This window comes from Microlunatus soli (assembly GCF_900105385.1).
Lineage (GTDB): Bacteria > Actinomycetota > Actinomycetes > Propionibacteriales > Propionibacteriaceae > Microlunatus > Microlunatus soli.
Genome location: NZ_LT629772.1, coordinates 78,881 through 100,244 on the forward strand (window position 1 = coordinate 78,881; position 21,364 = coordinate 100,244).

Sequence of the window (21,364 nt, forward strand, 5' to 3'; positions counted from 1 at the left end):
AGAGGATGGCCAGCCCTCGGCGAGCCGTGGTCGGTCCGGTCGCCACAACGGCGTCCGACGTCAGGTCGGAGCGGGTCGGCATGGCTACTGAGCCGGCTTCGCGTGTCGCCCTGACCGACCGGGGCGCCGACACCGCCGAGAAGTCAGCAGGCCGGACCGGCGAGCCGAGCGTGTCGGGGCGGCGTCGGGTGCCGTTCGGTGCGCGGTTGTGGCGGGATTATCCGGTGTTGGTGTTGGCGGTGCCGGGGATGTTGATCATTTTGGCGTTTCAGTATTACCCGTTGTATGGCAATGTGATCGCGTTCCAGGATTTCCAGCCGTATCTGGGGATCGGTAAGAGCCTGTGGAACGGTGTGGAGAATTTCGGTGTCATCGTGAACGGTGATCCGGAGTTTTTGAACGCGGTGAAGAACACTCTGGTGTTGACGTTGATCCAGACGGTGATCGTGTTCCCGGCGCCGATCGTGGTCGCGATCGTGTTGCACACGTTGTTGTCGAACAAGGTGCGGCAGTTGGTGCAGTCGATCCTGTATCTGCCGCATTTCATGTCCTGGGTGATCGTGGTCGCGATCTTCCAGCAGGTGTTGGGCGGGACCGGGATGATCAACAACTGGCTACGTGGGCACGGGTTGGACGCGGTCCATGTGATCGGTAATGCCGAGGCGTTCCGGGCGTTGTTGACCTCGCAGGTGATGTGGAAGGACACCGGGTGGGCCACGATCTTGTTCCTGGCGGTGTTGTCCCAGATCGATCGGTCGTTGTATGAGGCGTCGGCGGTGGACGGGTCGTCGCGGTGGCAGCAGATCGTGCATGTCACGTTGCCGGGGTTGAAACCGATCATCATCTTGTTGCTGATCTTGAAGTTGGGTGACTCGTTGTCGGTCGGGTTCGAACAGATCATCCTGCAACAGCCCGCGGTCGGGACCGATGCCAGTGAGGTGTTGGACACCTACGTCTACAACAACGGCATCCTGGGCGGGGCCTGGGGTGTGTCGGCAGCGGTCGGGCTGGTCAAGGGCGTGATCGGTCTGGCCCTGGTGCTGGCGGCCAACAAACTGGCCCACCGGCTCGGCGAGGAAGGGATCTACCGCGGATGACCACCACACCCACCATCGGACCGGACCAATCGACCCGGCCGGGACGATCATCGCGGCCGGACCGATCGTCGCGGCCCGACCAGCGTAGGCGGAGACGGCCGGCGGTGATCGATGGGATGCCGACCCCGGGCTGGCCCGAACGCGTGGTCAAGGGCGTCTTCCTGACCATCATCTGTGCCCTGGTCGTGTTGCCGTTCATCGGGGTGATCTCGACCAGCCTGGCCACTCCCGAAGAGGTCAACCGGGCCGGCGGGTTCGTGATGTTTCCCACCGGCGGCATCGACCTCACCGCCTACGAATCGATCTTCGCCGGTGGCACCGTCACCCAAGCCCTGCTGGTCTCCGGCTTCATCACCGCGGTCGGCACCGCCATCTCCCTGGTGTTGACCTGCACCCTGGGCTGGGCGTTGAGCCGACGCGGCACCATCGGCAACAAAGCGTTGTTGATGCTGGTCCTGATCAGCCTGTTGTTCAACCCCGGCCTGATCCCGACCTACCTGGTGGTCCAACAATTCGGCCTGCTGGACAGTCTGTGGTCAGTGATCGTGCCGACCTGTGTCAGCGCGTTCAACGTGATCGTGGTCCGGTCCTTCTTCACCGGCCTGCCCGCCGAGATCCTCGACTCGGCCCGGATCGACGGCGCCTCGGAATGGAAAATGTTCCGCCACATCGGCATCCCGTTGTCCAAAGCCGTGATCGCCGTCATCGGCCTGTTCTACGGCGTCGGCTACTGGAACAGCTTCTTCAACGCCCTGCTCTACATCAACGACGCCAGCAAATGGCCCCTCCAACTCGTCCTCCGCACCTACGTCGTCAACGGAGTCGAACTCGGCGGCCAAGACCTCGGCCTGGGCAACGAAGCCCTCCCACCCCAAACCACCATCCAAATGGCCATCCTGATGATCTCCATCATCCCCATCCTCTGCGTCTACCCCTTCATCCAACGCCACTTCGCCAAAGGCGTCCTCACCGGCGCCGTCAAAGGCTGACAAAACCCCGGATCCGCTGACCGGGCCACTCATTCCCGCGAGAGGTTTCACAACAATGACGATGTTCGAATCTCGTTCCCTGACCCGTCGCGCGCTGCTCGGCGCCGGCGCGGCGGTCGGTCTGTCCGGCGCCCTGGTCGGATGCTCCAACGAAGGACGCGGCGGGACCACCGGGGCCAACGATGTCGCTTCGAAGTCGAAGGTCCGCCCGGCCTACATCCCCTACCAGGGTGTCAAACCCGACATGTCCGGGGCCGAATACAACATCCCCGACGCCTTCAACACCTACCCCGCCGACCCGGTCCAAGCGACCACCGAGCCACCGGGCGACGGCAAGCCGATCAAGGTGATGACCTACACCAACACCCCGATCCCGCCCAAGCTGTCCCAGAACAAGTTCTGGCAAGAACTCAACAAACGGGCCGGCTCACCGATCGAAGTCAATCTGACGCCGTCGGTCGATTACAACCAGAAGTTCGCCACCGCCGTCGCCGGCGACAAGCTCGGTGAACTGTTCATGATCGGTGGCGTCCCGCAGAAACCGCAGATGCTCGCAGCCAAGGCCGTCGACCTCACACCCCACCTCGCCGGCGACAAGATCAAGAAATACCCCTTCCTGGCCAACCTGGACGACACCAGCTGGAACTCCGCGATCTTCGACGGCAAGATCTACGGCATCCCGATCCCGCGCGGCGCCATCAGCTCGCAGGCGCTCTACGCGCGCAAGGACATCCTCGACGCGCAAGGACTTTCGGCTGAGCTGAAGAACGCCGAGGAGTTCCTCGAGCTCTGCAAGGCGGTCAGCGACAAGCGCAAGAACCGCTTCGCGCTGGCCAACGTGCCGACCCAGTTCGTCCGCAACATGTTCTCCATCGCCAACGGCTGGACCGAGGAAGGCGGCAAGCTCGTCACCAACCTGGAGGACCCGGCACAGGAGGACGCCCTGGCGTTGCTGGCAAAGCTGTGGAAAGCCGGCTACATCCACCCCGACGCCTTCGCCAGCCAGAACCAGGACATGAAGACCCGCTTCGGCAACGGCACCTGTCCGCTGGTGTTCGACACCTTCAGCGGCTGGCCGGACTACTTGCCGATCATGGACAAGGAAGCGGAGATCACGATCATCGCGACGCCGGCACACGACGGTTCCGGCGTCGGCAAGACCTGGATCGGCGGCCCGACGATCTCGGTCACCGGCATCAGCAAGAAGGCCGAGGACCGGGTCGAGACCCTGCTCAGCTATCTGAACTGGCTCGCGACCCCCTTCGGCACCAGCGAGTACCTCTTCCGCAAGTTCGGGATCGAGGACGTCGATTACACGATCACCGACGGCAACCCGGTACTCACCGACAAGGGGTTCAGCGAGACCCAACTCGGTTTGAAGTATCAGGCGGACGGTCCGTGGACGATCTTCCTGCCCGACCGCACGGGCAGTGCTCAGGCCTGCTTCGACGCCATGAAGAAGATCTGCCCCGACGCCCTCACCAACCCGGTCGCCGGCATGTACTCCGAGACCGACAACCGTAAGGGCGGTCAACTCAACGAAGACATCGGCAACATCACCGACGACATCATCCAAGGCCGCAAACCCGTCTCCGCCTGGGCACCCGCAGTCAAGAAATGGAAGGCCGGCGGCGGCGACAAGATCGCCGACGAACTCTACGCAGCACTCAAATCCTCCCGCTGAGGTCCGTTCCTCGGTCTGATCAGCCACCACATCCTGCGAGAGAGGTCACACCATCTTGACGATGATCCCATCCCGGGCCGCGACCGGTCGGACGCTGACCCGTCGGGCGCTGCTCGGTGCCGGCACGGCTGTCGGCCTGTCCGGCGCCCTAGCCGGTTGCTCCAACGAGGGACGCGGCGGGACCACCGGAGCCAACGACGCCGCCTCCAAGTCGAAGGTCCGGCCGGCCTACATCCCGTACCAGGGTGTCGAACCTGACATGGCCGGCGCCACAATCGGCATCCCGGACGCCTTCAACAAGTATCCGGCCGAACCGGTGCAGGCGATCGACGCTCCGCCCGGCGACGGCGAGCCGATCAAGGTGATGACGTTCACCAACACCCCGATCCCGCCGAAGCTCTCCCGCAACGACTTCTGGCAGGAGTTCAACAAGCGAGCCGGCTCACCGTTGGAGCTCGATCTCACCCCGTCGGTGGACTACGACAAGAAGTTCGCCACCGCGGTCGCCGGCGACAAGCTCGGTGAGTTGTTCATGATCGGCGGCATCCCGCAGAAGCCGCAGATGCTGGCCGCCAAGGCCGTCGACCTCACACCACACCTGGCCGGCGACAAGATCAAGAAATACCCGTTCCTGGCCAACCTGGCCGATGCCAGTTGGAATGCGGCGATCTTCGACGGCAAGATCTACGGCATCCCGATCCCCCGCGGAGCCATCAGCTCCCAGGCGCTCTATGCGCGCAAGGACATCCTCGATGATCTTGGACTGTCCACCGAGCTGAAGTCCGCCGACGACTTCGTCCAACTCTGCAAGGAACTCAGCAACAAGCGCAAGAACCAATTCGCGCTGGCCAACGTGCCGACCCAGTTCGTTCAGAACATGTTCGGCATCGCCAACAGTTGGACCGAGGAGGGCGGCAAGCTGGTCAGCAATCGGGAGGATCCGGCGCAGCAAGATGCGCTCGCCCTGCTGGCCAAACTCTGGAAGGCCGGCTACATCCACCCCGACGCCTTCGCCAGCCAGAACCAGGACATGAAGACCCGCTTCGGCAACGGCACCAGTGCGCTGGTGTTCGACACCTTCAGCGGCTGGCCCGGCTATCTGCAGACGATGCCGCAGAACGCCGAGCTCGCGGTCATCCCGACGCCGGCGCACGACGGCTCCGGCGTCGGCAAGACCTGGCTCGGCGCACCGACGATCGCGGTCACTGCGATCAGTAAGAAGGCCGAGGACCGGGTCGAGACCCTGCTCAGCTATCTGAACTACCTCGCCACGCCGTTCGGCACCAGCGAGTACCTGTTCCGACGGTTCGGCATCGAGGGTGTCGATCACGAGATCTCCGACGGCAATCCGGTGCTGACCGACAAGGGGCTGAGCGAAACCCAGCTCTCCCTCGGTTATCAGGCCGACGCGCCGTGGGCGATCTTCCTTCCCGACCGCACGGGCAGCGCTCAGGCCTGCTTCGACGCCATGAAGAAGATCTGCCCCGACGCCCTCACCAACCCGGTCGCCGGCATGTACTCCGAGACCGAGAACCGTAAGGGCGGTCAACTCAACGAAGACATCGGCAACATCACCGACGACATCATCCAAGGCCGCAAACCCGTCTCCGCCTGGGCACCCGCAGTCAAGAAATGGAAGGCCGGCGGCGGCGACAAGATCGCCGACGAACTCTACGCAGCACTCAAATCCTCCCGCTGACCCACTCCGCTGCAGTCCCGCCGGCCCGGCCCGTCGCCCCTCCTGCTCCTCGGCCTCGGGACTTTTCGCGACACGTACTGCGAAAGTCCCGATCCGGAGCAATTCCTGGGCGATTCGGTATCAGATGATGCGAAAAGTCCGGTTGCGATCGGTGGCGGAGGTCAGCGATGGTCAGCGACGCCCAGCGACAAGGCGGGGTGTCGGAGCCGCGTTCTAGGGTTCTGACCATGGCCAACACGCATCACGCGATCAACTACGTCGAGCTCGCAGCAACCGACCTGCAGGCGTCCAAGGACTTCTTCGGCGGAGTCTTCGGCTGGACGTTCAACGACTACGGGCCGGACTATGCCGGGATCCGGGCGGCCGACGGTGACGGTGAGGTCGGCGGTCTCAATCCGGCGGCTTCTGCCGGGTCCGGAGCGCCACTGGTGATCATCTACTCCGATGATCTGGACGCCACGCTGACGGCCGTCCGTGACGCCGGCGCGCCGATCACCGAGGGCCCCTACGACTTCCCCGGCGGGCGCCGGTTCCACTTCACCGATCCGGGTGGCAATCAACTCGCCGTCTGGGGAAGTTGATCACCGACCTCTACTCCGGATGGCCGCGCCGCCTGGTCAGCCGACCAGCAGCGGGACGGTCATCTCGGCGGGGGTCAGCGAACCGTGCATGCCGACCAGACCGGACTCCCGCGGCTGAGTATCGGTCATGATCGCCCAGTCGTCGCGCATCGCCACCAGGACGTGGCCGTAGCGCTCCAGAACTCGATCGTCGACCGCGCCGAACCAGCCGTCGTCGATCGCGTCTTCCCTGGTCCGGACCCAGGCCCGGTCGCCGAGCAGGTCGGCCCACCGGGCCGCCACCAACCGCGGATTGTCGTGGTCGACATACAGCTGCCGGAAGCGGCCCTCGCCGGCGATCGCGTCGACACCGATCATCAGCTCCGGCTCGTCCTCGGCGGTGATCCGATGATCCTGCCGGATGTCGATCATGCCGTGATCCCCGGTGATGATCATGGCGACGTCCTCCGGCAGACGCTCCCGAAGGAGTCCCAGTCGGCGGTCGATCAGGGTCAGGACGTCCAGCCAGTCAGGCGATTCGCAGCCGTGGGCATGGCCGGCATGATCAAGATCGCGCTCGTAGGCGTACACCAGGCTGCGGCTGCCGCGTCGGGCCGCCCGCCCGATCAGGTCGGCGCGGTCCCGATCGCTCGCCCGCGCGGTGAAGCCGACGAAATCGGCACCGCGCTGCGCAGCGGCGGTCAACCCGCTGGTCGCGAAATGGGACGGTGACACCGAACTGACCGCCACGCCGGCCGCGGCGGCCCGCTCGAACATCGTCTGTCTGGGCTGGTATTCCTCGGGAACCACCGGCGCATCCCAGTAGAGCGAGTTCAGCACCTCACGGGTCTCCGGCACTCGTGAGGTGTAGCCGACCAGACCGTGCTCCCCCGGCGCCAATCCGGTCCCCAGACAGGTCAGACTGGTCGCGGTCGTGCTCGGCACACCGGACGTGATCGGTCGGGCCTCGCCCATCAGGCTGGTCAGATAGCCGGCGTTGCGGACCGCTCGACGCAGCAGATGCCAACCCAGTCCGTCGACCAACACCACCACGAAGCGGTCCGCATCGGGTAGTTCGATGATGGTGGAGCAGCCCGGCACCCCGAGCCGCGCACCGATACTCGGCATCAGGTCGGCCAGCGTCGAGCGCTGGTAGGCCGGTCGGATCATCTCCGGCAGCCGACGCGTGCCGGTGGCGTCACCCGGTCGGCCGGGGATCCGCGCAGATCCGTCGGTCATCGTCATCGAACCGGTCACGGTCATCGACCGGTAGCCCGTTGCAGTTCGGTGCCGAACCGGATCAGCCGGGCGACTCGCTCCGGTCCGTCGGCGGCCGCACTCATCCGGATGGTCAGATCATCGGCGACCAGGTTGCCGGTGTAGCCGTGGTCGGCCTCGCAGTTGGGGTCGGTGCAGGCCGCGGGCTCGAGATCCAGCCGGCGCATCGCTCCCCAGCCGATCGACAACCACGTCTCGTAGACGTCGTCGGCGCCGCCGTTGGCCCGTCGTCCGGCGGCTCCGAAGCCCTCGGGATCGGGCACCACCCGGGACAGCACCACCGTATTGACCTTGCCCAGCGCAACCGACTCCGTCGACGAGGACGCGAAGGTCCGCTGCACCCCGGCCTCGGCCGGATGGTCATCGGTGTGGCCGACGATCAACCGGGTCGGCGTCAGCAGCAGCACCGTCAGATGGCGATGGATCTCGTCCCGGTCGAAGGTCGGCTCGTGGTGCACGACGAAGCCCTGGATCTGCTCGTCACCGGCCGCCAGCACGACGCCGTCCTCGACCAGATCGGGGAAGTAGCCGCACGACTCGATGTCGGAGCGCAGCTCCTGCCGAATGGTCGTCGATGCCTGCATGGGCCCCATCCTTGCACGCCACCGAACCCGCCCGGCCCCCACATCCACAGCCGACCTCCCGATCAGAGTTCGCGGGCCAGCGGGTCGCGTTGGTCGTTGCTGGGGGCGACCTCGATCCGGGCGCCCAGCACCGACAATCCGGTCCGGGTCGCGATGCACGGCGTGAGCAGCAGGCTGGACAGCTGTGGCAGATCGTCGGACAACTGGCCGACCCGATGCAGCAGGTCCTCCACCAGTGACACGTCGACGCCCGGGCTGCCATGCAGGCCGAACAGGGTCGGCGCCGCCCGGAGGTCGCGGACCATCGCCGCGGCGTCGACAGTAGTCAGCGGCGGCACCCGGTAGGCGGTGTCACCGAGCAGGTCACTGGCGATCCCGGCCAGCCCGATCTCCACGATCGGGCCGAAGGCCGCGTCCTCCCGGCTGGTGATCCGCAGCGGCACTCCGGGCGCGACCATCGGCTGCACAACGGGCGCGGCGGCGGCCAGACCGCCGTCGGTGTCCAGACCGAGATCGTCGACCAGGCCGGTCAGATCCAGCCAGGCCCGTTTCATGGCGTCCGGCCCGTCCAGGTTGCGGAACACGCTGGCCAGATCGGGACGGCCGCGGACCTTCTCGGCGGTCGCCTTCAGCACCACACCCCAGCCGTAGCCGGCGGCGGCATCGATGGCCTGGTCCAGGGTGTCGACCCGGCGCTGCCGGACCAGCTCGATCCCGTACGCCGACAGCAGACCGGCGGCCTCGTCGTCGGTCAGTCGGCGCCCCTCCGGAGCCGTCGTCAGTGCCCCGTTGATCACTCGTTTGGCGGCCGGTGTGTCGACCCCGTCCAACAGCGGTACGGCTCCCGGGTCGCGTTGCCGCCAGTGCGCGTAGGCACTGATCGCGGCCAACGCGCGGATCGCATCGGCCGGTGCCTCGAAGATCGGCAAGGACTGTCCGACGTCGGGCCCCTGCGGCGGGTCGTCGAAGTCGGTGAAGTCCAGGAACGCCGCCAGCAGCGGCTTGGTCGACTCGGCTGCGAGGTCCTCCAGCCCCCAGCGCGCCCGGTGCGGATCGGAACCGAAGACCCCGACCACCGCGCACAGCACCGCGTCGCAGGAATCGTCGGCCAGCGCGCCACCGGCCAACTCGACGATCTGCTCCACCGGCGCGCCCGGCGGCAGCAGCAGTGGATCACCGGCCGACAGCAGACCGCTGCCGGAGACGGTCTGGGTGAGCTGGTGGGCCAGCGTCTCGGAGTTGGTGACCAGCTGGGTCCGCGGCCCCGCCGGCAATGGCTGCCGGGCCGCGACCTGGGCGATCCCGATCATCTCCTCACGCCGGCCGACCACGATCACGCCGGACTGCCGGAACAGCGCGTCGACGGCGGCCTCGGAGGCGTGCGCCAGCCGGGTGTGGTCCGGCGCGGAAGCGATCCGGCGGGCCCGTCCGGGGGCGTACACGACGACGGGCTTGCGGCGCGCCAACCGGCGGATGATCCGGGTGAACTTGCGTGGGTTGCCCAACGTGTCCAACGACATCAGGCAGACCGCGGTGTCCTCGTCGTCCTCCCAGTACTGCATCACGTCGTTGCCACTGACGTCGGCGTATTCGCCGGTGGAGATGAACGACGACACCCCGAGATGCTGACGGATCGCCGGCGCCAGCATCGCCACCCCGATCGCGGCCGACTGGCAGAACAGTCCGACACTTCCGGCCCGCGGCATCGGCCCGGGGATCGCGGTCAGCGCGACGTCGGAGCTGGTGTTGATCAAGCCCAGCGCGTCCGGACCCAACGCGCGGATCCCGTACGCCCTGGCCAGGCTGACCACCCGGCCGCTGTCGCTGATCCCGATGTCGGCACCGGTCAGCACCACGATCGCGTGCGCGCCCTTGTGCGCCGCGTCGATCACCGCAGCACCAAGATCATCACGCGGGATCGAGGCGATCACCAGATCGATGCTGCCGTCGACGGTGGCCAGCGACGGACTGGTCGGGACGCCGGCGATCGGTGTCCGGTCGGTGCTGACCGCGACCAGCTCACCGCGGTAGCCGCCGGACAGCATCGAGGTGACGATGGTCTGCGCACGGTCCCCGTCGCCGAGCACGACCACCCGTTCGGGGTTGAGCATCCGCCGCACCGACGCTCCCTCCGCGCGATGCTCGCGGCGTTCCATCACACCGACCGAGGTGTCGGACGGCAGGATCGGGAACTCGACGTTCAGGACACCGTCCTCGTAGGCCCGATTGACCTTGTAGCCGGCGTCGGCGAACACCTGGGCCATCCGCTCGTTCTCCGGCAGCACGTCGGCGACGAAGCCGGTGATGCCCCGCTCCCGGGCTGCCTCGGCCAGATGCTCCAACAGCAGCTGGCCGATCCCCCGGCCCTGCTGGGCATCCTCGACCAGGAAGGCGACCTCGGCCCGGTCGTCCTCGAGTCGCTCGTAGCGGCCGACGCCGATCATCCGTTCACCGACGGTCAGGATGAAGGCGACCCGGTCGACGTAGTCCACGGTGGTGAACCGGTCCACGTCGCGGTCGCTGAGCCGCGGGTAGGGCGCGAAGAAGCGGAGGTATTTGGACTCATCGGAGACCCGGGCGTAGAAGTCGACCAGCATCGCGGCATCGCTGGGTTTGATCGGCCGCAGCCGAGCCAGCCCGCCATCGCTGAGCACCACGTCGGCTTCCCAGCCGACGGGGTATCCCGGCGGGTTGGCGTTGGGGTCGGCGGGCACGGGCTCAATCGTACGCAGCCGGTCCGACCGTCGTCGTCGGAACCTCACCACCGCACCACCTCCTCGACCAACCCTCCGCCCGACCGACGACGTCCCGCAACCCCGTTCCCACAGCGGCTGGGTGGCCGATACCGCGGGCGTGGGGTCAGCCCGGCCAGCTGGCGCTGTAGAAGCGGACGTAGTCGAAGGCGGCGGTGGTCGCCGGCTCCGAGCCGCCCTGGGTGACCAGCCCGATCCGCGGCACCGTGCCGTCGCTGAAGGTCCAGACCGCTCCCCAGGTCCACTGCTCGCCGTCGGTGCTCACCGCGGACCGGAACTGGTGCTCGCCGGCGGCGTTGCGGTGGTGGGCCAACCGCAGCCACGTGCTGCCACGGCTCGGGGTGGCTTCGATGGCCGCACCCCAGGCGGTCCGGCCGTCGCCGGAACCGACCAGCAATCGGCCGAACTCGGTCGCCCGGGTGCCGGCGATCGCCACCTTGTCCAGCCGGGCGAAGTCGGTGTCGCTGCGATAGGCCACCAGCCCGGCCTGCTGGAAGTTGCGCACCTCGTCCTCACCGAGATCGAGATCGAGCCTGGTTTCCACCATCCAGTCGGCGTCCGGCTCGGCCAACGGCTTGTGCAGCAACACCGCACCCCGGTTGTCGGGGTCGGACAGATCACCGTCCTGGACCGGCCAGCTGAGTCGCCCGTCGGTGACCTCGGCCGACGACGCCTCGGGGCGCACCCAGCTCCAGTCGGCAAGATCATCACCGGTGAACTCGTCGCTGCTGATCAGCGCTCCCCGCTCGGGGGTCGGGACCAGCTCTGTCGCCTGCGCGGCCACCGGACGGATGGTCAGGTTGTCGATCAGCGCCGCCCCGGTGAACTGGACCGGAGCGATCGGCAAATCAAGATCATCGGCGGTCAGCCTGACCTCGGCTCCCGGATCGGCCAAACCTGATTCGCTCAACCAGGCTTGGACATTCCTGCCCTCGACCCGGACGGTCAGCCGTTGCCAGCCGGTGCGATCGGACAGAGCACCGACGAGCCGGTCGCGGCCGATCCTGGTCTGGTCACCGGTGTCCACCCGGACGACCAGTTCCGACCGGTCGGGGTCGACGCTGACGGTGACCCGGTTGCCGGTCGAACCGAAGCGGACCGAGGTCCGATCGGTCACGCTGTCCAGATCAGCGGTGAACAGCACGCTGTCGGCGGCTGCCTGCTGCACGGTCCGCGCCGAGCCGGTCAACCGGGCGGTTGCGCCGGCCTGCGGATCCTGCGGTCCGCCGCGCAAGCCTCGGAGCCCGCCCGCTGCCGGATCGTCGGCGGTGATCCCCAGCCCGGAGCCGGTCACCGGCGCCGGTTGCGCGGTGACGGACGGGCCGGCACCGGCACGAGCGCGGGGCCAGCCGTCGATCCAGTCGATCCGATCGATCAGCATCGGTCGCCGGTTCACCCCGAACGGCTGATTCAGCCACGGGTTCTTGCGATCGATGGCGTGGTAGACGATGAAATCCCGTCCGGCCGCATCGGTCATGATCGCGTGGTGACCGGTGCCGATCCATCGGTTCCCGTTCTGTCTGATCAGGTTGGTGCCACCGACGTACGGATCGGTCAGCGACCGATCCTCGGCGTCGGTGAAAGGGCCGAGCGGCGATCGCGATCGTCCGGTGTAGACGGTATAGCCGGTCGCCGGACCGGCGCAGCAGTTGGCCGAGGAGCCCATGAAGTAGTACCACCCGTCGTGCCGCACGACGTAGCCGCCTTCGTAGCGGTCGGTGGCCGTCACCTGGGTGTAGTCGCCGGACTCGGTGGTCAGTCCGTCGGAACTGATCTTGGTCCCCCAGAAGCCTCCGTTGTAGCCGCCGAAGTAGAGATAGTTCTGGCCGTCGACGTCGGTGAAACCCGCCGGGTCGATGGTGCCCAGGAAACTGCCGTCGTCGCGTTCCCGCGGGGCGATGATCGGCTCGTCGGTCGGTTGCCACGGCCCCTCCGGGGAGTCGGCCGTGGCGACGCCGACGCCGGGGTCGCCGCCGTCGTTCAGGGTGGTGTCGGTGACGGTGAAGTAGAGCACGTAGCGACCGTCGATGTAGCGGATGTCCGGTGCCCAGAGCCCGGCGTCGGGTTCGGCGTAGGACGGCCGGTTGTCGTCGTCGAAGACCGTGCCGCGGTAGTCCCAGTGCGACCAGTCCTTGGTCCGCGCGATGTGCATGGCACCGGACGGCTGCCCCTCGTACAGCGGGTCGGCGGTGGCGAACGCATACCACCAGCCGTCCTTGCCCTGGATCACCGACGGATCGGCGAATGTGTCGGAGAAGGCATCGCTGACGGCGTTGCGATAGGTCGACGCTGCCGCTGACGCGGGACCGCTGGGAGGTGCTGCCGCGACCGGCAGCAGCGCAAAGCTGATCATGGACGCGGCGGCTACCGCGATGATCAGCAGTTGGCGGAGATTGATCATGGACGACCTCGGGGGTTGATCGATGACGGACGCAGGACGGGAGCCGGCGCTCGGCTCAGGCCGGAGCCAGTCTGATGCAGTGCCAGGAAATGGCGGGTAGATCGGCGATCAGCCGGCCGTCCGCGAGACGGGCATTGCCGGCAACCGGACGGACCCTGTCCGGTTCGGTCTCGGTGTTGCGGGCATGCGGGTCCTGGTCGGTGATCACCAGGTGCTCGACGAGCTGCCACTGCTCGACCGCGAAGCCGCCGAGGTCGACCTCGAATCCGAGCGGCGTGTCGATGCTTCGGTTGACCGCGAAGATCACCACCGCGCCGGTGTCCGGGTCGTGGGTGGTGACACTGTGCAGTTGATCGACCGCGCCGTAGCGGGCGGTGTTGATCACCGGCCCGTCGCCCGCCTCGGCCAGCACCACCGGGGCGGCATGCCGACTGGTCAACGCAAAGGGATGGAAGATCGTCTGCCGCCAGGCCGGCCCACCCGGCCGGGTCAGGATCGGTGCCAGCAGGTTGACCAACTGGGCCTGACAGGCCACGGCGACCCGGTCGGTGTGCCGGATCAGTTCGATCAGCAGGCTGCCGACCACCACGGCCTCGGAGACGTCGTAGATCTCCTCGGCCTCGGTGCCCGGCTCATGATCGGCATTGCGCTCGGCAAACCAGACATTCCACTCGTCGAAGCTGATGGTGATCTTCTTGTCCGACTTGCGGGTCGCCGCGACATGATCGGCGGTCGCCACCACAGACGAGATGAAGCGGTCCATGTCTTCGGCACTGGCCAGGAAGGACTGCTCGTCACCGTCGGTCGGCTCGTAGTAGGCGTGCGCGGAGATGTGTTCGACGTGGTCGAAGCAGCGTTCCAGAACGATCCGTTCCCAGCTACCGAAGGTCGGCATCCCGCGGCCGCTGGAGCCGCACGCGACCAGTTCGAGATCGCGGTCGAAGCGTTTCATCGCGCGGCCGGTCTCCTCGGCCAACCGGCCGTACTCCTCCGGGGTCTTGAAGCCGATCTGCCAGGGGCCGTCCATCTCGTTGCCCAGACACCAGACCCGGACGTCGTACGGCTCGACCTGCCCGTTGCGGCCGCGTTCGTCGGACAGCGCCAGGCCAGGCTCGGCGTTGACGTACTGCAACAGCTCGACGGCCTCCCGGACACCCGCGGTGCCGAGGTTGACCGCCATCATCGGCTCCAGTCCGAGCCGGGCGCTCCACTGCAGGAACTCGTCGGTGCCGACCTGATTGGTCTCCTTGACGTTCCAGGCCAGGTCGTAGCGGACCGGTCGATCCTGCTTCGGCCCGATCCCGTCCCGCCAGTCGTAGGCGGAGACGAAGTTGCCACCCGGGTAACGGACGATCGTGGGTCCGAGTTCGGTGATCAACTCCGCGACGTCGGACCGGAAGCCGTGACTGTCGGCGGTCGGATGATCGGGCTCATAGATGCCGGTGTAAACGCATCGGCCCAGATGCTCGACGAAGGACCCGAACAACCTGCGGTTGAGTCCCCCGACAACGAACATCGGATCGATCTTGATCTTGCTGCTGGCCGCGGGACCCGCGTCCATCGGTGCCTCCTGCTCACGACGGTGGAAACAGACAGCTGCTCACGTCCGGCGACCCAGAGGCCGCACCGGACACCTGACCCTGGCATATTGATTACAAGGTTGTAAAGGCCTGAACCAAAATTGCGCTTCCTGCTGGACAGGGGCACTACGGTCTGCCGTAATCGTTGCACGGGCCGCGCAGCCCGATGTGCAGACTTCAAGGAGGAAGTCATGATCAGACCCCATACCCCTGCCGGCAGGAGCCCGATCGACACCGAGCGCGATACTGCGCCGGCCATCGGGCGTCGGACACTTCTCGGCGGGACACTCGCCGCCGGACTCGGCCTCACAGCCGCTGCTTGTAGCCCGGGCTCGGCCGGGCGACCCGGCCAACAGACCGCACCCAAGGAAGGCGACGGCGGCGCCCAGGGCTACGACGGTCCGGCTGTCGAGCTCGCCTTCTGGCACGGCCTCACCGGTGGTGACGGCCCGATCATGAAGCAGCTCACCGACCGCTTCACCGAGGAGTTCCCCAAGATCACGATCAAACAGCAGGCGATCGCCTGGGACCAGTACTACGAGAAGCTGCCGGCCGCGGTCAGCCAGGGCAAGGGCCCGGACATCGCGATCATGCACATCGACCGGGTGGCCACCAACGCCGCCCGGCAGGTGATCCAGCCGCTGGACGACGTCAACAAGGCACTCGGACTCGGTGAGGGCGACTACGTCCCGATCGCCTGGCGCGGCGGTCAGTACGACAACAAGCACTGGAGCGTTCCGCTCGATGTGCACTGTGCCGGGCTGTACTACAACACGAAGACGATGGAGAAGGTCGGTCTCGACCCGGAGCAGCCACCGACCACTGCCGACGAATACCTGAACGCCCTGGACAAGGCGAAGTCCAAGGGGATCCAGGGCATGTGGGTGTCGGCCCTCAGCGCCTCCGGACTGCTGGCCCAGACGCTGGTCTACCAGTTCGGCGGCAGGATGGTCGCCGACGACGGCTCGGCGGTCGAATTCGCCTCCGACGCCGGGGTGCAGGCCGTCGACTGGCTGAAGATGTTGATCAAGGAGGGCTACAGCCCGGCCAAGGCGGCCGCCGACGGCGATGTGGTCTCCTTCCAGAACGACAAGTCGCTGTTCATGTTCAACGGCTCCTGGATGGTGACACCGCTGAACGACGTCAAGAAGCTGGAATGGGATGCCACCGTGGTGCCCAACATCGGCGGCACCCAGGCGGTCTGGTCCGGATCGCACCAGATGGTGTTACCGGCCAACAAGGGCGGCGACGAGAACAAGTCCGAGGCCGGCCGAGTGTTCCTGAACTGGCTGTCCAAACACTCTCTGGACTGGGCCGATGCCGGCCAGGTCCCGGCCCGCAACGATGTCCGGGAGAACGCGAAGTTCGCCGACAAGGGACCGGTGGTCGACTTCGCCAAGCAGCTGGACTACATCCACTTCACCCCGCCGGTGCCGGGCATCACCGACTGCCTGGTCGACTGGGCGCCGGCGGTGAATGCGGCGATGCTCGGCAAGAAGGAGACCAAGGCCGCGCTGGAAGCTGCCCAGGCCAAGGGCAACAAGATCCTCGAGCAGAACAAGAAGAAGTACGGATGACCACCGCGACCGCGCCGGGGTCGGTGACGGGGGTCGCGACCACGACGCCTGGTAAGCCGACCCGCGGCAAGATCCGCTACCACCATCCGATCACGCCGTACCTGTTCGTGCTCCCGTTCGTGCTGCTGCTGTTGACGTTCGTGATCGGCCCCGCGGTGTTCGGGATCTGGATCAGCCTGCACGCCTGGGACTACATGCTGCCGGAGAGGCCGTTCATCGGATTGAAGAACTACAGCGACCTGTTCAATCCGGAGTCGGTGATCTACGAGTCGTTCTGGCACGGGATGCGGGCAACGGCGATCTTCACCGTCGTGTCGGTGCCGTTCTTGGTGCTCTGCCCGCTGGTGGTCGCGCTGGTGCTGAACCGGAAGTTCCCCGGTCGTAACGTCTTCCGGGCGATCATCTTCGCGCCGTTCGTCCTCGGGATTGCGATCGTCGGCCTGCTGTGGAACTACCTGTTGGACACCCAGTTCGGGTTGATCAACGCCGTCCTCGGCCTGGTCGGGATCCATCCGGTCGGCTGGACCCAGGAGCAACCGGCGGCCTGGGCGGCGATGGTCGGCATGACGGTCTGGTGGACGCTCGGCTTCAACTGCGTGATCTACCTGGCCGGGCTGCAGTCGCTGCCGGAGGAACACTACGAGGCGGCCGAACTGGACGGGGCCGGCGCCTGGGGGAAGTTCCGCTACATCACCATTCCCGGGTTGCGGAACATCTTCGTCTTTGTGATCACGATGACCGTGCTGGCCAGTGCCAACATGTTCGGCCAGTCCTATCTGGTCACCAACGGCGGCCCCGGTGACAGCACCCGGACCGCACTGATGGTGATGACCGAGGAAGGTCTACGCCGGTTCCAGATGGGGACGGCGTCGGCGATGTCGTACCTGCTGGCGATCTTCCTGGCGATCATCTCGATCTTGAACTTCGGACTGTTGCGGGAGCGGAAATCATGACCGCCGTACGAGAGGTTGCCACCGATTCGACCACGACCGATCGCCGGTCGCCCGGACCACATCGTCGGGCCTATCGCCGCGATCGGAACGGACCGCTGTTCTGGATCGCGATCGTGCTGCTGTCGTTGATCTTCGTGGTGCCGATCCTGTGGATGTATCTGACCTCGTTCCGGACCGAGGCCGACGCCCGGACCATCCCGGTGAAGTTCATCCCCGACGAGTTGACCCTGCGGGCCTACCGGTTCGTCTTTGTCGACAGCGAGAATCCGGTGCTCCGCTGGGCCCTGAACTCGCTGGTAGCGGCGTCGTTGCACTGTGTGCTGGTGTTGGCGGTGTCGTCGCTGGCGGCCTATGCACTGGCCAGGATGCAGTTCCGGGGTCGCAAGGTGCTGTTCGTGGTGTTGATCGCCACCATGTTCATCCCGGGTTTCGTCTTCTTGATGCCGAACTACCTGCTGATGGACACGCTGTCCTGGACCGACACCATCTGGGCGCTGGTCGTCCCGGGGGCCGCCGGTGCCTTCAATGTGTTCTTCCTGCGGCAGTTCTTCCTGTCCATCCCGCGGGAGTTGGAGGAGACCGCGTTGATCGACGGCGCGAACTCCTGGGTGATCTTCACCCGGATCGTGTTGCCGTTGGCCAAGCCGGCCCTGGTCACCCTGACGGTGCTGGCGTTCCTGGCCAACTGGAACGACTTCATCTGGCCGATCTTCGTGCTCTTCTCACCGGAACGGTTGACCCTGGCGCCCGGCCTGGCGACCCTGCAGGGAGCGGAGTCGACCGATTATCCGGTGGTGATGGCCGGCGCCACCATCGCCTCCATCCCGGTGTTGATCTTGTACGTCGTCCTGCAGCGCTACATCATCGAGGGCGTCGCCACCAGCGGCATCAAGGGCTGACCGCGACCCTGAGCCTGTCGAAGGGGCAAGAAAGCTGATCATCGCCACCGGTCCTTCGACAAGCTCAGGAACCGGCGGGCCAGACGCAGCGGAAGCCGTTGTTGCCGCCGCCGCTGTTGGGTTCGTTGCGGCTGCGGGCGGCGACCCGATAGCGATTGCAGTAGGACTTGTGGCACAGATAGGAGCCGCCGCGCATCACCCGCTGCGGTCCGCTCGGCGGGCCGGACGGGTTCATGATCGGCTGTCCGGGCGCGGCGGTCTGGTGATCGGTGCCCCAGTGATCGGCGGTCCATTCCCAGACGTTGCCGACGATCTCGTAGAGCCCGAAGCCGTTGGCCGGGTAGCTGCGGACCGGGGCGGTCCCCCGGAACCCGTCGTCGGCAACGTTTCGGACCGGGAACTTGCCCTGCCAGATGTTGCAGAGATGATCACCGCCCGGGGTCAGTTCGTCGCCCCACGGGTAGCGGGCTTGTTCGAGTCCGCCCCGCGCGGCGTACTCCCACTCCGCCTCGGTCGGTAACCGGCCGCCGGCCCAGTCGCAGTAGGCGACGGCGTCGTTCCAGGAGACGTGCACCACCGGATGGTCGGCCCGCCCGTCGAGGTCCGATCCCGGCCCTTCAGGATGGTCCCAGGTGGCGCCCTCGACCGCACACCACCAGGGGGTGACCTCGGGACGCGCGCTGATCTTGCGGATCGCTGCCGGCAGGAACCCGGCGAAGACGAAGCTCCAGCCGAATGATTCCGCCTCGGTGTGATGGCCGGTCGCGGCGACGAAACGGGCGAACTGATCATTGGTCACCGTCGTCGCACCGATCGCGAACGGGTCGACGTGCACCAGCCGGATCGGTCCCTCGGCATCGTCGGGGAACCCCTCGGCATCGTCGGTCCCCATCAGGAACTCGCCACCCGGCAAGGCGATCCGGTCGCCCAGGTCGTCCGTGCTGGCGGTCGCAGCCGGCTCGGCGGTGGGCAGCGTCGACGGGCCGACCGGTCGGCCGGGCGCACAGCAGTGATCATGCTCCACGGAGTCACCGTATACGTCGGGCTCGCGACTGCCCGGTGATGGGTGCCGCTGGTGACACGTGCAGGCAGGCTCGAATCGGAAACCCTTTGCCCGAATTGACCGATCGACCTATTATTTGACCATGCGGTCAGATTCTGGTCCCGTTCTCCCCGCTCCTCGTCCACCACAGTCCCCTGTCGATCCGCGCTGCCGCGGTTGGTGGGCGGTCCAATGGGCTGTGCTGTTCGGCTCCGCCGTGATCGTGCTGGCGGGGCTCGGGCTGCTCATCCCGCCGGCTCGGATCTGGTTCCTGGTGCCCGCCGCCGTCCTCCTCGCGGCCGGTCTGGTGCTCGCGCTGACTGCGCCGCGGGTGCAGTATCAGGTGCACCGCTGGGAGACCACCGACGACGCGGTCTACGTCCGATCGGGCTGGCTGTGGCGGGAATGGCGCGCCGCCCCGCTGTCCCGGGTGCAGACCGTCGATCTGGTCCGCGGCCCGATCCAACGCGGCTTCGGGCTGGCCACCGTCACGGTGACGACGGCATCGGCCAAGGGAGCGGTCAAGATCGAGGCGCTGGACGCCGCCGAGGCCGAGGATCTGGTGCAGCAGTTGACCGTCCGCACCCAGGGCACCGCCGAGCAGCAGGGCGCCGATGACCGGGACGCGACGTGAGCGAGCGAGAGCCCGAGGTGAACGAGGAAGAGCCGACCGTGAGCGAGCGAGAGCCGGGCGAGGTCGAGCAGCCGTGGCAACGACTGCACCCTCGTACGGTGCTGGCCAGCACGGCGATGACCTTCGGTGGGGTCGTCGGCGCGGGAGTCCCGGTCGCGATCGGCTTGCTGCTCGGCGGTGTCGGGATCGGCTGGATCGCGCTCTGGGTGGTCGGCGGCATCATCGTCGTGACCGGCGCGATCGCGGTCTTCGAGGCGCTCCGGGTCCGAGCCAGCCGGTTTCGGCTGCGGGAGGATCGGATCGACCTGCGGGTCAGCCTGTTCGCCTCCAGCACCCGCTCGCTGCCGCTGCGCAGGATTCGCGCCGTGGACATCAACGCCGATCTGGCACAGCGTCGACTCGGGTTGGCATCGGTCCGGCTCGGGACCGGTGATCAGAGCGGCAGCCGCTTCGAACTGACCGCCATCGACCGGACACAGGCCGAGGCGTTGCGGACCGCCATCCTCGGCGAACGCTCCGCCGCAACCGGTGACCGGGTCGGGCGACTGGCGACCTTCGACCCGTCCTGGCTCCGGTACGCACCGGTCAGCCTCGGCACCCCGCTGATCGGCATCGCCGCCCTCGGTGCGATCGTCCAGGTGGCCGACTGGTTCAACGCCGTCCCCCGGCTGCTGGGAGTCTTCAACGACGCCCTGGGCGCCCTGCCGATCCCGGTCCGGATCCTGATTCTGCTCGTCGTCGCCGTCCTGGTCGGCATCGTCGGCTCACTGCTGTTCTTCGTCGAGTCCTGGTGGGGCTACCAACTCGACCGCGACCCCGACGGCACCCTGCATCTGCAGCGTGGCCTGATCGTCCGCCGGTCCAGCTCCTATCAGGGCGCCCGGATCCGCGGAGTCGGGCTGGACGAACCGATCGGCTATCGCCGGGTCGGCGCGGCCAAGCTGCATGTGGTCGCGGTCGGGCTGGACACCACGAAGGAGGACGGCTCCAAGAAGGAGGACAGCACGACGATCGTGCCGGCCGCACCGCGCGAGGTCGCCGTCGGTGTCGCCGCGGCGATCCTCGATGCCGATCCACCGACGAGTCTGCAGTCCCATCCACACGCTGCGGCCGGTCGGCGCTATCGCTGGTCGCTGCTGGCGTTGATCGCCGTCCTGATCATGGCGGCGGTGCCGGCGATCCTGTGGTCCGCGCTGCGCGGCTCGGCCGACCTGTGGTGGCTGGTCGCGGTGCTGGCGTTGCTGGGCATCCCGATCAGCTGGTGGCTGTGCCGGGACAACATCGCCGGCCTGGGTCACCTGATCACACCCGAGCACGTCGTGCTGCGCAGCGGGTCGGTGTTCCGGCGGACGAACATCCTGCGGCGCCGCGGTCTGCTCGGCTGGAACCTGCGTCAGTCCCCCGCCCAACGCCGGCTCGGGCTGGTCACTCTGGTCGCCACCTCGGCGGCGAGTCCGGGCAGCTTCCGGCTGCCCGACGTCGATCCCTCCGACGCGCACCGGCTGCTGGCCACCGCCGGCCCCGCCTGGGAACTGCTCTGGCACGCTGCCCGGGAACGGTCGTCGGATACGACCGCGACAGCCTCCGAAACCGCTGTCGTACGGGACATCACCAACCGCTCGCGATAGCGTCGG

General features: G+C 67.0%; 16 protein-coding genes. 10 read left to right on the top strand and 6 right to left on the bottom strand.

What is annotated here, in order from left to right:
• Nucleotides 1-80: 80 nt before the first annotated feature.
• The 5 genes from BLU38_RS00325 (at nucleotide 81) to BLU38_RS00345 (ending at nucleotide 6,050) form a co-directional block, all read left to right on the top strand.
• Nucleotides 81-1,097, top strand: a complete 1,017-nt coding sequence (locus tag BLU38_RS00325) for an ABC transporter permease (protein WP_172836034.1) — start codon at nucleotides 81-83, stop codon at nucleotides 1,095-1,097.
• Nucleotides 1,098-1,201: 104 nt separating this feature from the next.
• Entirely contained in the window at nucleotides 1,202-2,086 is an 885-nt protein-coding gene (locus BLU38_RS00330) for a carbohydrate ABC transporter permease (RefSeq protein ID WP_231920022.1), read from the top strand.
• A gap of 55 nt (nucleotides 2,087-2,141) precedes the next feature.
• Nucleotides 2,142-3,770: a type 2 periplasmic-binding domain-containing protein gene (locus BLU38_RS00335; RefSeq protein WP_091518092.1), complete on the top strand. Its 1,629-nt coding sequence runs from the start codon at nucleotides 2,142-2,144 to the stop codon at nucleotides 3,768-3,770.
• A gap of 61 nt (nucleotides 3,771-3,831) precedes the next feature.
• Entirely contained in the window at nucleotides 3,832-5,469 is a 1,638-nt protein-coding gene (locus tag BLU38_RS00340) for a type 2 periplasmic-binding domain-containing protein (RefSeq protein ID WP_091518095.1), read from the top strand.
• 227 nt (nucleotides 5,470-5,696) lie between these two features.
• On the top strand, nucleotides 5,697-6,050 hold the full coding sequence (locus BLU38_RS00345) for a VOC family protein (RefSeq protein WP_091518099.1): 354 nt from the start codon (nucleotides 5,697-5,699) through the stop codon (nucleotides 6,048-6,050).
• A gap of 36 nt (nucleotides 6,051-6,086) precedes the next feature.
• Here BLU38_RS00345 and BLU38_RS00350 read toward each other — a convergent pair whose 3' ends face one another.
• The 5 genes from BLU38_RS00350 to arfA form a co-directional block, all read right to left on the bottom strand.
• Nucleotides 6,087-7,268 (bottom strand): alkaline phosphatase family protein, encoded by a 1,182-nt coding sequence (locus BLU38_RS00350; protein WP_231920112.1) that lies wholly within the window; start codon nucleotides 7,266-7,268, stop codon nucleotides 6,087-6,089.
• A gap of 20 nt (nucleotides 7,269-7,288) precedes the next feature.
• Nucleotides 7,289-7,891, bottom strand: coding sequence for a DUF5998 family protein (locus BLU38_RS00355; RefSeq protein WP_197679932.1), 603 nt, complete (start codon nucleotides 7,889-7,891; stop codon nucleotides 7,289-7,291).
• Nucleotides 7,892-7,953: 62 nt separating this feature from the next.
• Nucleotides 7,954-10,605 (bottom strand): GNAT family N-acetyltransferase, encoded by a 2,652-nt coding sequence (locus BLU38_RS00360; protein WP_091518106.1) that lies wholly within the window; start codon nucleotides 10,603-10,605, stop codon nucleotides 7,954-7,956.
• Between the two features lie 145 nt (nucleotides 10,606-10,750).
• Nucleotides 10,751-13,045: a family 43 glycosylhydrolase gene (locus BLU38_RS00365; RefSeq protein WP_091518110.1), complete on the bottom strand. Its 2,295-nt coding sequence runs from the start codon at nucleotides 13,043-13,045 to the stop codon at nucleotides 10,751-10,753.
• Between the two features lie 55 nt (nucleotides 13,046-13,100).
• Nucleotides 13,101-14,606: an arabinosylfuranosidase ArfA gene (gene arfA, locus BLU38_RS00370; protein WP_091518113.1), complete on the bottom strand. Its 1,506-nt coding sequence runs from the start codon at nucleotides 14,604-14,606 to the stop codon at nucleotides 13,101-13,103.
• A gap of 210 nt (nucleotides 14,607-14,816) precedes the next feature.
• On the opposite strand from arfA, the gene BLU38_RS00375 reads away from it, so the two are divergent.
• From BLU38_RS00375 to BLU38_RS00385, 3 genes are read left to right on the top strand one after another with little or no spacing between them, the layout of a single operon-like run.
• On the top strand, nucleotides 14,817-16,202 hold the full coding sequence (locus BLU38_RS00375; RefSeq protein ID WP_091518116.1) for an ABC transporter substrate-binding protein: 1,386 nt from the start codon (nucleotides 14,817-14,819) through the stop codon (nucleotides 16,200-16,202).
• Complete coding sequence (locus BLU38_RS00380; protein WP_091518120.1) at nucleotides 16,199-17,155, top strand: carbohydrate ABC transporter permease; 957 nt, start codon at nucleotides 16,199-16,201, stop codon at nucleotides 17,153-17,155. Before BLU38_RS00375 ends, BLU38_RS00380 begins: the two co-directional genes overlap by 4 nt.
• The gene (locus BLU38_RS00385; protein ID WP_091518123.1) at nucleotides 17,152-18,054 is read left to right on the top strand and encodes a carbohydrate ABC transporter permease; all 903 of its coding nucleotides are present in this window, start codon (nucleotides 17,152-17,154) and stop codon (nucleotides 18,052-18,054) included. The genes BLU38_RS00380 and BLU38_RS00385 overlap by 4 nt, the downstream gene beginning before the upstream one ends.
• Nucleotides 18,055-18,118: 64 nt before the next feature.
• Here the strand turns inward: BLU38_RS00385 and BLU38_RS00390 are convergent, their stop codons facing one another.
• Nucleotides 18,119-19,078, bottom strand: coding sequence for a formylglycine-generating enzyme family protein (locus BLU38_RS00390; RefSeq protein WP_231920113.1), 960 nt, complete (start codon nucleotides 19,076-19,078; stop codon nucleotides 18,119-18,121).
• Nucleotides 19,079-19,199: 121 nt separating this feature from the next.
• On the opposite strand from BLU38_RS00390, the gene BLU38_RS00395 reads away from it, so the two are divergent.
• Nucleotides 19,200-19,730 carry a PH domain-containing protein gene (locus BLU38_RS00395; protein WP_091518126.1) on the top strand — a complete coding sequence of 177 codons (531 nt, stop codon included), beginning with the start codon at nucleotides 19,200-19,202 and terminating at the stop codon, nucleotides 19,728-19,730.
• A gap of 38 nt (nucleotides 19,731-19,768) precedes the next feature.
• Nucleotides 19,769-21,358: a PH domain-containing protein gene (locus BLU38_RS00400; protein WP_172836035.1), complete on the top strand. Its 1,590-nt coding sequence runs from the start codon at nucleotides 19,769-19,771 to the stop codon at nucleotides 21,356-21,358.
• Nucleotides 21,359-21,364: the final 6 nt, after the last annotated feature.

Excerpts from the sequence above, each read along its gene's own strand:
- BLU38_RS00345 (WP_091518099.1), top strand. The coding sequence starts at position 5,697 with ATGGCCAACACGCATCACGCGATCAACTACGTCGAGCTCGCAGCAACC.
- BLU38_RS00365 (WP_091518110.1), bottom strand. The coding sequence starts at position 13,045 with ATGATCAATCTCCGCCAACTGCTGATCATCGCGGTAGCCGCCGCGTCC.
- BLU38_RS00375 (WP_091518116.1), top strand. The coding sequence starts at position 14,817 with ATGATCAGACCCCATACCCCTGCCGGCAGGAGCCCGATCGACACCGAG.
- BLU38_RS00395 (WP_091518126.1), top strand. The coding sequence starts at position 19,200 with ATGCGGTCAGATTCTGGTCCCGTTCTCCCCGCTCCTCGTCCACCACAG.
- BLU38_RS00340 (WP_091518095.1), top strand. The coding sequence starts at position 3,832 with ATGATCCCATCCCGGGCCGCGACCGGTCGGACGCTGACCCGTCGGGCG.
- BLU38_RS00355 (WP_197679932.1), bottom strand. The coding sequence starts at position 7,891 with ATGCAGGCATCGACGACCATTCGGCAGGAGCTGCGCTCCGACATCGAG.
- BLU38_RS00385 (WP_091518123.1), top strand. The coding sequence starts at position 17,152 with ATGACCGCCGTACGAGAGGTTGCCACCGATTCGACCACGACCGATCGC.
- BLU38_RS00335 (WP_091518092.1), top strand. The coding sequence starts at position 2,142 with ATGACGATGTTCGAATCTCGTTCCCTGACCCGTCGCGCGCTGCTCGGC.
- BLU38_RS00325 (WP_172836034.1), top strand. The coding sequence starts at position 81 with ATGGCTACTGAGCCGGCTTCGCGTGTCGCCCTGACCGACCGGGGCGCC.
- arfA (WP_091518113.1), bottom strand. The coding sequence starts at position 14,606 with ATGGACGCGGGTCCCGCGGCCAGCAGCAAGATCAAGATCGATCCGATG.
- BLU38_RS00350 (WP_231920112.1), bottom strand. The coding sequence starts at position 7,268 with ATGACCGACGGATCTGCGCGGATCCCCGGCCGACCGGGTGACGCCACC.
- BLU38_RS00380 (WP_091518120.1), top strand. The coding sequence starts at position 16,199 with ATGACCACCGCGACCGCGCCGGGGTCGGTGACGGGGGTCGCGACCACG.